Origin of the sequence: Luteitalea sp., from assembly GCF_022842525.1 — a bacterium.
Classification (GTDB): Bacteria; Acidobacteriota; Vicinamibacteria; order Vicinamibacterales; family Vicinamibacteraceae; genus Luteitalea.
On the sequence record NZ_JALHPM010000166.1, the window covers coordinates 1 to 13,929 of the forward strand.

12 protein-coding genes and 1 pseudogene are annotated in these 13,929 nt (G+C 71.4%); 7 read left to right on the forward strand and 6 right to left on the reverse strand.

From position 1 onward, the window contains the following. Positions 1-495 (reverse strand): annotated as a pseudogene (locus Q0C41_RS24255) (hypothetical protein); the annotation flags it as partial. 14 nt (positions 496-509) lie between these two features. Between Q0C41_RS24255 and Q0C41_RS24260 the strand changes: the two are divergent. Genes Q0C41_RS24260 through pyrF form a run of 3 tightly spaced genes read left to right on the forward strand, consistent with a single transcriptional unit; the run spans position 510 to position 2,981 of the window. Beyond that, positions 510-1,352, forward strand: coding sequence for a dihydroorotate dehydrogenase electron transfer subunit (locus Q0C41_RS24260; RefSeq protein ID WP_291988250.1), 843 nt, complete (start codon positions 510-512; stop codon positions 1,350-1,352). Further along, a complete protein-coding gene (locus Q0C41_RS24265; protein ID WP_291988253.1) occupies positions 1,345-2,295 on the forward strand; it encodes a dihydroorotate dehydrogenase in 951 nt (316 codons plus the stop codon). The genes Q0C41_RS24260 and Q0C41_RS24265 overlap by 8 nt, the downstream gene beginning before the upstream one ends. After that, the gene (gene pyrF, locus Q0C41_RS24270; protein WP_291988255.1) at positions 2,280-2,981 is read left to right on the forward strand and encodes an orotidine-5'-phosphate decarboxylase; all 702 of its coding nucleotides are present in this window, start codon (positions 2,280-2,282) and stop codon (positions 2,979-2,981) included. The genes Q0C41_RS24265 and pyrF overlap by 16 nt, the downstream gene beginning before the upstream one ends. A 101-nt stretch (positions 2,982-3,082) precedes the next feature. On the opposite strand, the gene Q0C41_RS24275 is transcribed toward pyrF, so the two are convergent. The 5 genes from Q0C41_RS24275 to Q0C41_RS24295 form a co-directional block, all read right to left on the reverse strand. Continuing rightward, entirely contained in the window at positions 3,083-3,661 is a 579-nt protein-coding gene (locus Q0C41_RS24275; RefSeq protein WP_291988257.1) for an OmpA family protein, read from the reverse strand. A 100-nt stretch (positions 3,662-3,761) separates the two neighbouring features. Continuing rightward, a complete protein-coding gene (locus tag Q0C41_RS24280) occupies positions 3,762-6,041 on the reverse strand; it encodes a DUF2723 domain-containing protein (protein ID WP_291988258.1) in 2,280 nt (759 codons plus the stop codon). 107 nt (positions 6,042-6,148) lie between these two features. Beyond that, on the reverse strand, positions 6,149-6,445 hold the full coding sequence (locus Q0C41_RS24285; protein ID WP_291988260.1) for a hypothetical protein: 297 nt from the start codon (positions 6,443-6,445) through the stop codon (positions 6,149-6,151). 97 nt (positions 6,446-6,542) lie between these two features. After that, positions 6,543-8,657 (reverse strand): cation-translocating P-type ATPase, encoded by a 2,115-nt coding sequence (locus Q0C41_RS24290; RefSeq protein WP_291988262.1) that lies wholly within the window; start codon positions 8,655-8,657, stop codon positions 6,543-6,545. Then, on the reverse strand, positions 8,654-9,049 hold the full coding sequence (locus Q0C41_RS24295) for a metalloregulator ArsR/SmtB family transcription factor (protein WP_291988263.1): 396 nt from the start codon (positions 9,047-9,049) through the stop codon (positions 8,654-8,656). The genes Q0C41_RS24290 and Q0C41_RS24295 overlap by 4 nt, the downstream gene beginning before the upstream one ends. A 164-nt stretch (positions 9,050-9,213) precedes the next feature. On the opposite strand from Q0C41_RS24295, the gene Q0C41_RS24300 reads away from it, so the two are divergent. The 4 genes from Q0C41_RS24300 to Q0C41_RS24315 all read left to right on the forward strand — a co-directional run. Next, a complete protein-coding gene (locus Q0C41_RS24300; protein ID WP_291988265.1) occupies positions 9,214-10,173 on the forward strand; it encodes an ABC transporter ATP-binding protein in 960 nt (319 codons plus the stop codon). Further along, positions 10,166-10,939, forward strand: coding sequence for an ABC transporter permease (locus tag Q0C41_RS24305; RefSeq protein ID WP_291988267.1), 774 nt, complete (start codon positions 10,166-10,168; stop codon positions 10,937-10,939). The genes Q0C41_RS24300 and Q0C41_RS24305 overlap by 8 nt, the downstream gene beginning before the upstream one ends. Positions 10,940-10,961: 22 nt before the next feature. Next, positions 10,962-12,575, forward strand: a complete 1,614-nt coding sequence (locus Q0C41_RS24310; protein WP_291988269.1) for a GldG family protein — start codon at positions 10,962-10,964, stop codon at positions 12,573-12,575. Beyond that, on the forward strand, positions 12,572-13,929 hold a 1,358-nt coding region (locus Q0C41_RS24315; protein ID WP_291988271.1), incomplete at its 3' end, for a DUF4340 domain-containing protein. The genes Q0C41_RS24310 and Q0C41_RS24315, both read left to right, overlap by 4 nt.

Genomic DNA, 13,929 nt, shown 5'->3' on the forward strand with positions numbered 1-13,929 from the left:
CGCCACGAGCGGCAACGCCACCGCCGCGGTGACGGCAATCCCGAGCAGCGCGCCACCGACGCGACTGCCCCGGCGCCCGAAGCCATAGTGCACGATCGCGATGAGCAGCAACACGCCCGCCGTGGCCGCCAGCGTCAGCGCCACCACGGCCGCCCGTCGGCCTGCGGCCGCCGACAACGACGACTGGAACGCCGACAGATTGAGCCAGGCCAGCAAGGCGCCGGTGCCGACCACGAGAGTGGTCGTCCAGGCAAGGATGCGCAGACTGAGCCAGCCGGGGCCGCGCCGCGTGACCAGGTAGCGGCCGAGGCTCGCCGCGAAGAAGCCTCCGGCCAGCAGGGGCCCGGCCGTCAGCAGCAGACGCCACCCGAGCGAGGCGATGACGCCCGGGTGCAGGGGCAGCTGCGGATTGAGCAACAGGACGAGATGCCCCAGCATCGCCGCCCCGAGGGCCCCGGCCACCAGCGCGTTCGTGAGCAGTCGCAGGTACGGCATGAGGCGGATGCGCTATGCTGCCGAGGATGATCGTGGACGAGCAAGCCGAGGTGCTCGGGAATCGTACGCTCTCGGCAGAGTACAACGTCGTCACGCTGGGTGCTGCGTCCATCGCGGCGGCGGCGCGCCCCGGGCAGTTCGTCATGATCAAGACGAAGCCGGGGCTCGAGCCGCTGCTGCGCCGGCCGTTCTCGATCTTCGAGATCGTCCGGGCGGCCGATGGCACGCCGGTGGGCATCAGCATCCTCAACAAGCGGATCGGCACGGGCACGGGTCAGTTGTTCGAGGCCCGCGTCGGCGACCGCCTTGCCTGCCTCGGACCGCTCGGGCAGCCGTGGCCGCTCGTCGAACCGCCGACGACCGCGTGGATGGTGGCCGGGGGCGTCGGCCTCGCGCCGTTTGCCACCCTCACGGAGACGCTCGCCGCCCGCGGCGTCTCGCTCCGGTTGTTCTACGGCGCGCGCCGGGGCGAGGACCTCTACTACGCGGACTGGTTCGCCGAGCGTGGCGTGGACCTCGTGCTCGCCACCGAGGACGGCAGCCGCGGGACCCACGGCCGCATCACACTGCCCCTCGAGACGGCGCTGCGCGAGACGCCCGCCGACGCGCCCATCGCCATCTACTGTTGCGGTCCGACGCCGATGATGCAGGCCGTCGCGCAGCGCGCGGCCGACGCCGGACGCGACGCCTGGGTGTCGCTGGAGCAGGTGATGGGCTGCGGCATGGGTGGGTGCTACAGCTGTGTCGTGCCCGTGAAGGGCGACGGCGGCTCGCCGCATTTCGTGCGCTCGTGCACGGCGGGCCCGGTGTTCGCCGCCAGCACGCTGCACTGGGAAGGCCTGGCGCACCATGGCTGATCTCTCGACGCCCATCGGCGCCCTGTCCCTGGCCAATCCGCTGATGGCCGCCAGCGGCTGCTTCGGCTACGGCGTCGAGTACGCCGGCGCCTTCGACCTCTCCACACTCGGCGCCGTCGTCGTCAAGGGCCTCTTCCTGTCCGAACGCGAGGGCCACGCGCCCCCACGCATCGTCGAGACGCCCGCGGGCATGCTCAACGCCATCGGACTGCAGGGCATCGGCGTGCACCGCTTCGTGAAGGAGCGGCTGCCGGAACTGCGCGCCCTCGGTGCGGTCACCGTGGTCAACGTCTGCGGCGTCACGCTCGACGAGTACTGCGAAGTGAGCCGGGTGCTGTCCGATCACGAGGGCGTGGCCGCCATCGAGCTCAACATCTCGTGCCCGAACATCAAGGAAGGCGGCATCCAGTTCGGCTGCAGTCTCCACGGCACGCATGACGTCGTCGCCGCGGTGCGCAAGGTGACGTCGCTGCCGATCATGCCGAAGCTGACGCCCAACGTCACCGACGTGGCGTCGTTCGCCCGCGCCGCCGAGGACGCCGGCGCCGATGCCGTCTCGCTCGTCAACACGTTCCTGGCCATGGCCATCGACGTCGAGACGCGCAAGCCGAAGCTGACGAATGTGCTCGGTGGGCTGAGCGGCCCGGCCATCCGCCCGATTGCCGTGCGCATGGTCTACGAGTGCCGCCAGGCGGTGAAGATTCCCATCGTCGGCATGGGCGGCATCGCCTCGGCCGACGACGTCATCGAGTTCATGCTGGCCGGTGCCAACGCGGTGCAGATCGGCACGGCCAACTTCGCCGATCCCTTCATCTGGGCGCGTGTGCTGGCCGACCTCGAGGCCTACTGCGCCCGGCACGGCGTGAGCCGGCTGGCCGATCTCGTCGGCGCGGTGCAGACAGGCAAGGTCAAGGCCCCGGAGCCGGCATGTCGTCCATCCTGATCGCCCTCGACGTCGACCGCATCGCGCAGGCCGACACCCTCGTCCAGCAGCTCGCGCCACTCGTCGGCGGCTTCAAGGTCGGCAAGCAGCTCTTCGTGAGCGAGGGCCCGGCGGCTGTGGCGCCGATCGTCGGCCGCGGGCTGCGCCTCTTCCTCGACCTGAAGTTCCACGACATCCCGAACACCGTCGCCGGCGCCGTGCGCGCGGGCACGCGGCTCGGGGCGTGGATGATGACCGTCCACGCCAGCGGCGGCCACGACATGCTGCAGGCCGCGCGCGACGCGGCCGTCGACGAAGCCGCGAAGACGGGCGTCTCGCGGCCGCTCATCGTCGGTGTCACCGTCCTGACGAGCCTGGACGATGCGCGATTGGCGACGGTGGGCGCGGCAGGCGGCGTGCGCGACCAGGTGAAGCGTCTGGCCGCGCTGGCGCAGGAGGCCGGCATCGACGGTGTGGTCGCCTCGCCCCAGGAGATCGCGCTGATTCGCGAGACCTGCGGCGCCGACTTCGCCATCGTCACGCCCGGCATCCGCCCCGCCTCGGCCAGCAAGGACGACCAGGCCCGCACCATGACGCCGCGCGAGGCGGTCCAGGCCGGCGCGTCCTGGCTGGTCATCGGCCGGCCGATTGCCGGCGCCGCGGATCCTGCGGCCGCGGCCGCGGCCATCAACGCCGAAATCGGCTAGAGACGAGCGCGTGCGCGCCACGCGCCGCCTGACCAGACACACGAAGGGCCCGGCGGAGGCGTCCACCGGGCCCTTTCGGTTGTGCTCGCAATTCTCTGGAGCTACTTCCCGGTGATGAGGAAGTGGCCGCGACGGTTCTGCGAGAAGCAGCTCTCGGCCTCCTCGTTGCAGAACGGCTGCTCTTCGCCCTTGCTGACGATCGTCACGCGTTCGGCAGGCAGCCCGAGGCTGACGAGGTAATCGCGCACGGCGGCCGCGCGCTGCTCCCCGAGCGCGAGGTTGTACTCGGGCGTGCCGCGGTTGTCGCAGTGGCCCTCGACGAGCACGCGCGTGCCCGACCACTTGCGCAGCCACTCGAGGTTCTTTGCGAGCGTGGCGCGACCTTCCTCGCTCACCGTCGAGCTGTCGTAGCCGAAGAACACGTCGCCGAGCGGCTTCTCGGCATTCAGCTCCTCGAGACTCTTCTTCGCGAAGAGCTCCTCCTCGGTCAGCGGCCGCGGGGCTTCAGGGGCGGGCGCAGGGGGCGGAGGCGGAGGCGGCGGTGGTGGCGCCGGAGTGGTGGCCGGCGGTGGAGGGGGCGGAGCTGGCGGGGCAGGCGCGGGCGCCTTCTTGGCACAGCCGGCGACACCCAGGGCCAGACACAGGCCGACAGCAGGCAGCACGACTCGCAGACGAGACATCAATCCGACACTCCCGGTTGAAGACATGGGGGACACGGGGCTGGTGGGCGCTCCGTTACGCGTGGCATCGGGCAAAGCCTATCGGGCGCCTGTGGTCGTGTCAACGAACGGCCTCGACGCGCAGTGTGGCGATCTCCAGCGCGAGTCGCCGCGCATCCGCAGTGCCCGTGCGCTCACCCGCGACGAACGACGGCGCGACACGCCATGTCAGCCGACCATCGCGGTCCAACTGTTGAGCCGTGAGGGTCTGCTCGACCGTGAAGGGCCGGGTCAGCGTGTGGGACCCGATCCGCCGCGTCCCGGCAAACAGTTCGAGCACGGGCGCACGGTCGTAGTGCCGCGGATACGTGCCCGAGACACGCAGCCGCACATCACCCGTGGCGCCGACGATCCGCAGCGCACTCTCGTCGCCGACCCAGCGCCACTGCCGCCCCGACACGGTGTCGCGCTCGGGCTCGTACCAGCCACGCTCGAGCGCCACCACCGGTACCCCTGCGGGCTGCAGGTCGAACTGTTCGAGGAACACCTCCGCCGCCGGTCCCGTCGCCGCCGGTGTCGCCGCGACGCGCAGCGTCACGTAGCCCGTGCCCGTCAGGGTGCCTGCAGGCAGCGTCCTGACCAGGGCGAACGCTCCTGACGCGACGGGCACCTGTTCCTGCCATCGCCCGTCGATGTCGATGCGCACCGGGACGGTCGTCCCCGCCGGCGCGACGAGACGCCCACCGAGCACCAGCGTCACCGGGCCGGGCTGGGCGCGCAGGAGAGCGGTCGCGCCAGAGCCGAGAGGCCCCTGGCCAGCCGCAGCGGTCAGGCCGGCCAGTTCCGGAGTGAGGCCCCATCCCTCCAGCAGGACCCACTGCGGCGACGACACGTCGTACCAGTCGAACGCATGCGGACGCATGCCCCCGAGCAGCGCCGCCACCGGCATCGGCCACGCGACCTGCTCGCGCAGCTGCAGGCCGCGCGGGTCGACCGCCGCCCGATCGCCGCGCCGTGGATCGACCATCCACCACACCGGACGTCCGCCCGCCTGCCACGTCGGCACGCCGCCCTGCCACTCCAGCGCACGCGGCGACGGCTCGACGTCGACGCCCGGACTCGGCGTGATCGTCGTCCGCGCGCGCCGAGTCTCGGCCCACACGCGCCGATGCATGAGGACGAGCGGTCGTCGGCCCGTCTCGCGAGCGGCGCCCTCCATGCGCGCCAGCGCCTCGGCGATGGTCGCGCCGGTGTCGACGTACTGGCGGTGGGCCTGCAGCGACACGCCGAGTGCCACCACACCAATCGCCGCCGCCCCGAGGGGCGCGAGCCGCGGCATCCACCGCGCCAGCGCGATGGCCGACAGCGCCGCCACGAAGGGCATCAGCGGCAGCGCGTAACGCGTCGTCTCGGTCTCCTGGAACAGCAGGTGGTACACGACGTACGGCAGATACCCGAGGCCGAGCCACGTCGCCAGCCGCGTACGACCGCGCAGGGCGAGCACGCCCGCCACCGCGAGCACCGAGACGAGCACCGCCAGCGGCCACCACCCCCACGGTGACACGACGGTGTCGGCCAGGGCCTGCAGCAGGCGACGGACGCCGGGTTGCATCACCAGCATCGGCACACCGTCGAAGTCCTCGCCGGCCTGCGCCGTCAGCGCCACGCGGTAGGCGGCGACGCCGCCGGTCAGCGCCACCATCGGCACGGCCCAGACGAGCACGCCACCGAGTGCGGTGGCGGCCACGGCGAGCGCGGCCCTCACATCACGCCGTCGCCACACCAGCACGAAGAGCCACGCCAGCAACGGCACGACCAGCCACGTCACCTGCGATCGCACGCCGGTAGCCACGCCGCACGCGGCCGCGGCCACGAGGGCGGCCCGCAGCGGGGCCGTCGGCGCGGACGCCCGAAGCAGGAGCGCCTGGCAGGTCAGGGCGGCAGCGAGCCCCGGCATGTCGCTCAGCGGCCGGGCCGCGGTGAGCCAGAACAACGGCGAGGTTGCGGTGAGGAGCGTGCCGACCAGCGGCACCGCGGCGACGTCACGCGTCGGGGCGGGCCCGTGCGCCGAACGGGCCGTCGCCTCGTCCACCGAGGGCGACGACACGCACCAGCGCAACACCTGGTAGAGGGCCAGCAGCGCCAGGCCGCCAGAGATCGACGCCAACGCCGCCATGCCGAGCGCGCGGCGCGTCAGGTCGTCGGCCGCGAACGGCGAGACGAGCCACGCCAGGCCCCTGGCGACCAGCGTGAACACCGGATAGCCGGGTGGATGCGGCTGGTGCGCGGCGACGTCGTAGTGCCGCAGGCCCAGCGCGAAATTGATGGAGTCGATGTCCTCGAGGTGGCCGGTCAGCCAGGCGAGGTGCGCGCAGACGAAGAGGGCGGCGACTGCCAGCACGATACGGTCGTGACCTGCAGTGCCGCGCATGGGAGGCGGCGACCCGTCGTCGACGACGGGCCGCGTGGCGATGGGATCAGGCGAGCGACGGACGCGGACGCGCGCGTCTACTCGTCGTCCTCGTCGGCGTCGTCTTCGTCCTCGTCATCCCACCCGAGGTCGTCTTCGTCCTCGTCCTCGTCGTCTTCCTCGCCCTCTTCCTCGTCATCCCACTCGTCGTCCTCGTCGTCCTCATCGAGGTCGTCGTCTTCGTCGTCCTCGTCCTCATCCTCGTCGTCGACGCCGAGGAAATAGGCCGCAGGCCCGAGCAGGCACGGCGTCGCGAGGGACGACTGGCCGAGGATGGCTTCGATGTCGAGGTCACGCACGTGGATGGTCTCGCGGCTCGGGGCACTCATGGACATGACGGTCTCCGCAGTCACCGGGCGTCCTGTGCCGGGTTGTACCCGGCGCCCCGACTGCAACGGGCGGATTATAGCGACAAGGCGAGAGGGGTCGCAATCACGCGCGACGGTCTCCGGCCCACTCGAAAGAGAGTAACCGGAGACTGAGGGCCACGACCAGCAGGGAGGCGCCGACGTCGGCGAGCACGGCCAGCCACAGCGAGGCGAGGCCGACGGCCGCAGCGACCATCACGGCCACCTTCAGGGCGAGCGCGATCGCGACGTTGACACGCACAGTCCGCAGGGTCGCCCGACCGAGGGCGATCGCGTAGGGCACGAGCGTCAGGTCGTGGTGCATCAGGGCACCATCGGCGGCTTCGAGCGCGACGGCGGTGCCGCCATCGGCGACGGCGAGTCCGACACTCGCCGCCGCGAGCGCCGGGCCATCGTTGATGCCATCGCCCACCATAAGCACCGGACCGCGGCGCGCGAGTTCGGTCACGGCGGTCGCCTTGTCCTCGGGGAGCAACCGCGATCGCCACTCCGCGATGCCGACCTCGTCGGCCAGGCGCGCGACGGCGCGTTCGTGGTCACCCGAGAGCAGGGCGGTATGCGCGCCCACCCTCATGAGGCCGGCGACAGCGGCCGCCGCCGTGGGTCGCGCGTGATCACCGGCATGGATGGCGAGCGCCGGCGTCTCGCCGACCACGAGCACGGCGCTGGCGTCGGGCAGCGGCGTGCCCGCCGGGAGTGTCGCGGCCAGCCAGTCGACGCGCCCGATGGACACGCGCTGGCCGTCGATGGTGCCGGACGCGCCCCGGCCCGCGACGTGCTGCGTCTGCAGGACGGGCAGCAGCGCGAGGCCCCGCGATTCGGCCAGCGCCACGATGGCGCGCGCCAGCGGATGATGGACGCCAGCCTCGAGCGACGCTGCCAGTTGCAGGGCCTGCGCTTCAGGCATCGCGCCGATCGCCGTGACCGCGTCGATGCGGACCTGGCCCTCGGAGGCCGTGCCGGTCTTGTCGAGGGCCACGACACGAATCGCCGCGAGTCGCTCGAGGACGGCGCCGCCCTTGAGCAGCAGCCCGCGCCGTGCCGCCGATGACAGGGCAGACACCATGGCGACCGGCGTGGCGATGACCAGCGCACAGGGGCATGCCACGACGAGCAGCACGAGGGCGCGCTCGATCCATGGCAGCCAGGGCTGCCCCGAGACCAGCGGCGGCAGCAGCGCCATCGCCGCAGCGAGGGCGAGAACGATTGGCGTGTAGACGGCGGCGAACCGATCGACGAGGGACTGCACCTGCGCCCGGGCCGCATGCGCCCGCTCGACCTGGTGCACGATGCGCGCGACCGTCGAATCGCTCGAGACACGCGTGACCTCGACGGTCAGCGTGCCGTCGCCGTTGACGGACCCGGCGTAGAGCGGGTCGCCGATCACCTTCAGCGCCGGCTCCGCTTCACCCGTCACGGGCGCCTGGTTGACGGTGCTCTCGCCGATCAGGACCGTGCCGTCCAGTGGCACGCGTGCACCCGGCCGCACGACCACGGACTGCCCGACACGCACCTGCTCCACCGGCACCGCCCGTGTCTGACCGCCGTGCAGGAGGTCGGCCGTCGGCGGCGTCACGGTGAGGACGTCGGCGATGGCACGGCGGGCCCGCGCCAGGCTTCGTGCCTCGAGCGCCTGCGCCACGCCGAACAGCACCAGCACGGTCGCCGCTTCGAACCACTCGTCGATGAGCAGCGCGCCGATCACCGCCACGGTCATCAGTACGTGGATGTCCAGACGACGGCCGCGGATCGCCTGCCACGCGCGCCGCAGCGTTGCGGGTGCGGTGAGCACGATCGCGGCCAGCAACGACGCACGCACCCAGGGATCGGGCGCCTCGGCGAACCACAGGCCACCGCCCAGCAGACACGCGGCACCTGCGCCGATCAGGGCCCACGGCGCGCCCACCTCGGCCCGCGGCGCCTCACCAGCCGCGGTGATCGGCCAGGCGCGCATGCCGGTCTGCGCCACGGCCTCCGCAATGCCGGCCGCCGACTGCGTCGCACCGTCGAAGTGGACACGCAGCTGTCGCGACAGCACGTCGGCCTCGAGCGTCACCACGCCGTCGAGGCCCGCGAGCCGCTTCTCCAGGATGGCCACCTCGTGGGCGCAATCCATCTCGGCGACATGGAAGGTGGCGGTGCGATGGTCGACACAGCGCGGGCAGGCCGGCGCGTTCATCGGGGAGCCCCCGGTCTCTCGTGCACGTGGCTCAGTCCCTGATGGAACAGCGCGACGATGTGCCCGTCGTCCAGGCTGTAGAACACCTGCCGTCCGGCACGGCGGGTGCGGACGAGGCGGGCGGCCCGCAGCATCCGCAGCTGGTGCGAGACCGCCGACTCGCTCATGCCGACGAGGCTGGCGAGGTCGCCGACGCAGCGTTCGGCCACGGCCATGGCGGCGATGAGGCGGATGCGTGTCGGGTCGCCGAGGACGCGGAACGTGTCGGCCAGCGCCTGGGCCGTCTCGGGCGCGAGCGCCGGTGAGGTGGCACGAGCGGCGCGGCGGCGGGCGGCCGTGGCCGGTGCCAGGACGCGGGAGGGACGGGGCGCGGTCGTGGTCGCCTGGGACATATGAACAACTGTTCATAGATTAGCACCAGGGCAGGCGCGGCGATTGACCCGCCTCCCGGCGCTCTTTACCATGTGGGGTTGGCAGTCGACCGACGGGCGTCACAACCCCCGTCACGGATTTCCGCCGGCGCGAGTCGCGCCGCGGACGAGCCTGGAGACACACGGTGATCGAGGTGCAGCAGCTCACCAAGCGCTACGGCCCCTTCACGGCGGTCGATGGCGTGAGCTTCACTGTCGGGAAAGGCGAAATCCTGGGGTTCCTGGGGCCGAACGGCGCCGGCAAGACCACCACGATGCGCATCCTGACCGGCTACATGCCGCCCACCGAGGGCCGGGCCCGCGTGGCGGGCTTCGACCTGCAGGAGCAGCCGGTGGAGGCCAAGCAGCGGATCGGGTACCTGCCCGAGACCCCGCCGCTCTATCCCGACATGACGGTGCGCGAGTACCTGCGCTTCGTGGCGCGCATCAAGGGGGTGCCGCCAGCCGAGCAGGCCAGTCGCGTCGCTACCGTGATGCAGCGCACGCACGTGGCCGACATGGCCAACCGCCACTGCGGCAAGCTCTCCAAGGGCTACAAGCAGCGCGTCGGCCTCGCCCAGGCGCTGATTCACAACCCGGACGTCCTCGTGCTCGACGAGCCGACGGCGGGCCTGGACCCCAAGCAGATCATCGAGACGCGCGAGCTCATTCGCAGCCTCGCCGGCGACCACACGATCGTCCTCAGCACGCACATCCTCCCGGAGGTCGCCCAGACCTGCCAGCGCGTGGTGATCATCAACAAGGGCCGGGTCGTCGCCGAAGACACCCCGGAGAACCTGACGGCCCGCCTGCAGGGGGCCGCGTCGGTCTACGTCGAGGTCGACACGCAGGGCGCCGACGCGCAGCCGGTGCTGGCCGCCATCCCCGGCGTCACGGGCGTGTCGATTGCCGCCCGCCACGGCGCCCTCATCGGCTTCGAGGTGCAGAGCGAGTCCGGCCTCGATGTGCGGCGCAGCGTCGCCCAGGCGGTGGTCGGGGCCGGCTACGGGCTGGTCGAGCTCCGCCCGATGCGCATGAGCCTCGAGGAGATCTTCCTGCAGCTCACCACGACGGACGCGCCGGAATCCGAGGTGGCCCATGCGTAACATGATCGCCATCGCCCGTCGCGAGCTGCACAGCTACTTCGCGTCACCGATCGCCTACATGCTGGTCGGCCTGTTCGCGCTGATCTTCGGCTGGATGTTCTACAGCTTCCTCAGCTTCTTCAGCGAGCAGAGCCTGCGCATGCAGCAGTTCGGCATGCAGGGGCCGCAGACGCTCAACGTCAACGAGATGCTGGTGCGGCCACTGCTCCTGCAGGCCGGCATCATCATCCTGATCTTCATCCCGACCCTGACCATGCGGACCTTCGCCGAGGAGAAGCGCAGCGGCACCATCGAACTGCTGCTGACCTCGCCGCTGACCGACTGGGAGATCGTCCTCGGCAAGTTCTTCGGCGCCTTCGCGCTGTATGCGCTGATGCTGGGCCTGAGCGCCCTCAACCTGCTCTGGCTGTTCGCCTACGGCGACCCCGAAGTCGCGCCGATCGTCACCGGCTACCTGGGCCTGCTGCTGCTCGGCGGCGGCTTCATCGCCATCGGCCTGTTCCTCTCCAACCTGACGCGCAACCAGATCGTCGCCGGCCTGCTCACCTACGCGGTGCTGCTGATGCTGCTGCTCGTGGCGTGGGTCGGCGAAGGCGCCGGGCCGATCGGCAAGGCCTTCGTCTCGGCCCTGTCCGTGTTCCAGCACTTCGAGGACTTCTCGAAGGGCGTCATCGACACCCAGCACGTCATCTACTACCTGAGCGTGATCGCGTTCGGGCTCTTCCTCACCGCCCGGTCGGTCGATGCCGACCGGTGGCGCGGGTAACCCGGTCCGGAGACGCACAGCCATGACCCGTTTCGTCAACGTCCTCGGCTGGATTGGCACGGCGCTCGTCGTCGCCGCCGTCGCCATCCGTTTCATCCGCCCGGAACAGCAGCAGGTGTGGCAGCGCCTCGCGCTGGCCGGCCTCGTCGTCGTCCTCCTCTACCTGGCGACCCAGTGGCGCGAGTTCGCCACGATGTGGTCGCGGCGCGGCACCCGTGCCGGGGCCCTGACCTCGGCCAGCGTCCTGCTCCTGCTCGCCATCCTGGTCGGCGTCAACTACGTGGCCGGGCGCCAGCACAAGCGCTGGGACCTCACCGAAGGCGGCCAGTTCACGCTGTCGGACCAGACCCGCAAGGTGCTCGGCGAGCTGAAGGCGCCGGTCAACGTCAAGGTGTTCGCCAAGGACACCGAGTTCCAGCGGTTCCGTGATCGCCTCGACTCGTACACCTACGCCAGCCCGCAGGTGAAGGTCGAGTACATCGACCCCGACAAGCAGCCGGCCGTGGCGCGCCAGTGGCAGGTGCAGCAGTACGGGACGATCGCGGTGGACGTCGACGGCCGCATCGAGCGCATCACCGCCGACACCGAACAGGACATCACCAACGCCATCGTCAAGGCCGTCGAGGGCGGCGAGAAGAAGGTGTACTTCACGCAGGGGCACGGCGAGCGCGACACGACGAGCGCCGATCAGCGCAGCGGCTACAACGCCATCGCCGGCGCCCTGCAGCGCGACAACTTCGCGGTGGACAAGGTGGTGCTCGCGCAGCAGCAGGACGTGCCGGCAGACGCCGCGGTGCTGGTGATCGCCGGGCCGAAGAACGACTTCCTGCCGCCGGAACTGGACATGGTGCAGCGGTATCTCGACAAGGGCGGCAAGCTGCTGCTCCTGATCGATCCGCCCGATGGCGCCGACGCCGCGCCGCTCACGGGCCTGATCACCCTCGCGCGCGCCTGGGGAGTCGATGTCGGCACCAACGTCGTCGTCGACGTCAGCAGCGTCGGCCAGATGCTCGGCGCCGGGCCGTCGATGCCGGTCGTGGCCACGTACCCCGACCACCCGATCACCGAGAACTTCGCCCTCATCACCGCGTTCCCGCTCGCCCGCTCGATCACGCCGGTGGACGGCGGCACCAACGGCCGCACCGCGCAGCCGATTGCGACGACGAGCGCGCAGTCGTGGGCCGAGACCGACCTGGCCGCCGTGTTCGCCGGCACGCCGGTGGCACGTGACGAGGGCGGGGCCGACACGGAAGGCCCGATCACCCTCGCGGTCGCCGTGGGCGTGGACGCACCGGGCGCGCCGAAGACCCCTCCCCCGCCGCCGCCCGTGCCCGGGCAGCCGGCGGCCCCCGAGACGCCCCCCACGCCGCAGACCCGCGTCGTGGTGATCGGCGACTCGGACTTCGCCGCCAACGGCGTCCTCGGCACGCAGGGCAACCGCGACTTCTTCCTGAACGCGCTCAACTGGGCCGCGCAGCAGGAGAACCTGATCGCCATCCGTCCGAAGCAGGCCGGCGACCGTCGCGTGACGATGACCGAGGACCAGCAGCGACGCGTGCTGTACCTGTCCGTGCTGGGCCTGCCGCTCGCGGTGGCGGCGCTCGGCTTCTGGACGTGGAGCCGGAGGCGCGGATGAAGCGCGGGCGATCCACGCTGTTCCTGCTGGCGTTGGCTGCCGGCCTCGGCGCCTACATCTGGTTCGTCGAGATGAAGCGCGATCCGGCCGACGACGCGCCGAAGATGGAGAAAGTGTTCGCGTCCCTGAACGCCGACCAGATCGGCGCCCTGACGCTCACGGCCTCCAACGGCGACGTCACGACGCTGAAGAAGAACGGCATCGCCTGGACGATCGAGTCGCCGATCACGGCGCCGGCCGACCCCAGCGAGGTCTCGGGCGTCACGAGCAACCTCGCGACGCTCGACCTCACCCGCGTGATCGACGAGAAGCCCGCAAGCCTCGAGCCGTTCGGGCTCGACGCGCCCCGACTGCGCCTCACCTTCACCGCCGGCGGCGCCCCGCGCACGCTGCTGCTCGGGACCAAGACGGCCACGGGGGGCGACACGTACGCCAAGCTCGACGACAGCCCGCGCGTGTTCACCGTGCCGAGCTGGCTCGAGCAGAGCCTCGACCGCACCACCTTCCAGCTGCGCAACAAGGTCGTCGTCACGGTGGACCGCGAGGCGATCGATCACCTGTCGATCATCGGCGCGCCGGGCACCATCGAGCTGAAGAAGAACGGCAGCGAGTGGGCGCTGGTGCAGCCGTTTGCCGGGCGGGCCGACGGCGCGGAGGTCGGCTCGCTCCTGACCCGCCTGTCGTCGGGACAGATGCAGGCGATCGTCGCCGAGGAACCGGCGACGCTGGACGTCTATGGGCTGCAGCCGCCACGGACGACCGTGACGGCGACGGGCGGCGGCAAGACGCTGGCCCAGGTGTTCGTCGGCAGCGCCAGTGGCGACACCGCCGTGCACATGCGCGATGCCTCGCGTCCGCTCGTGTTCACCGTCGAGAAGTCCCTCGCCGACGATCTCCAGCGCGCGGCGGCCGTCTATCGCTCGAAGGACCTGTTCGCGTTCCGCATGTTCAACCTGGCGCGCCTGGTGCTGACGCGCGGCGACACGACCCGGACGTTCGAGAAGAAGAAGACCGGCACGGGCGCCGACGCCACCGAGACGTGGGCGCAGACGGCCCCCGCCGATCCCGCCATCAGCTCCGGGACCATCGATGACCTCGCGAGCCGCCTCAGCACGCTGCGGGCGGAGGCGTGGGAGTCGGCGCCGGCCAGTGCGACCTCCGTGCTGACTGCGGTGGCCACCTTCGATGGCACGCGCGAAGAGCGCGTCACCATCGTCGAGGCCGGGGGACAGATGTATGCCCTCCGCGACGGCGAACAGGGCGCGGCGCGCCTGACGGCGCCAGCCGTGACCGACCTGCTGGCGGTGCTGGAGCCCGCCCCCGCGGCCGCGGCGCCTCCGACGCCCGCGACCGC

Bases quoted from the DNA above. Each gene is read 5' to 3' on its own strand.
- pyrF (WP_291988255.1), top strand. From the start codon at position 2,280: ATGTCGTCCATCCTGATCGCCCTCGACGTCGACCGCATCGCGCAGGCC.
- Q0C41_RS24265 (WP_291988253.1), top strand. From the start codon at position 1,345: ATGGCTGATCTCTCGACGCCCATCGGCGCCCTGTCCCTGGCCAATCCG.
- Q0C41_RS24275 (WP_291988257.1), bottom strand. From the start codon at position 3,661: ATGTCTCGTCTGCGAGTCGTGCTGCCTGCTGTCGGCCTGTGTCTGGCC.
- Q0C41_RS24290 (WP_291988262.1), bottom strand. From the start codon at position 8,657: ATGAACGCGCCGGCCTGCCCGCGCTGTGTCGACCATCGCACCGCCACC.
- Q0C41_RS24310 (WP_291988269.1), top strand. From the start codon at position 10,962: ATGACCCGTTTCGTCAACGTCCTCGGCTGGATTGGCACGGCGCTCGTC.
- Q0C41_RS24285 (WP_291988260.1), bottom strand. From the start codon at position 6,445: ATGTCCATGAGTGCCCCGAGCCGCGAGACCATCCACGTGCGTGACCTC.
- Q0C41_RS24305 (WP_291988267.1), top strand. From the start codon at position 10,166: ATGCGTAACATGATCGCCATCGCCCGTCGCGAGCTGCACAGCTACTTC.
- Q0C41_RS24295 (WP_291988263.1), bottom strand. From the start codon at position 9,049: ATGTCCCAGGCGACCACGACCGCGCCCCGTCCCTCCCGCGTCCTGGCA.
- Q0C41_RS24260 (WP_291988250.1), top strand. From the start codon at position 510: ATGCTGCCGAGGATGATCGTGGACGAGCAAGCCGAGGTGCTCGGGAAT.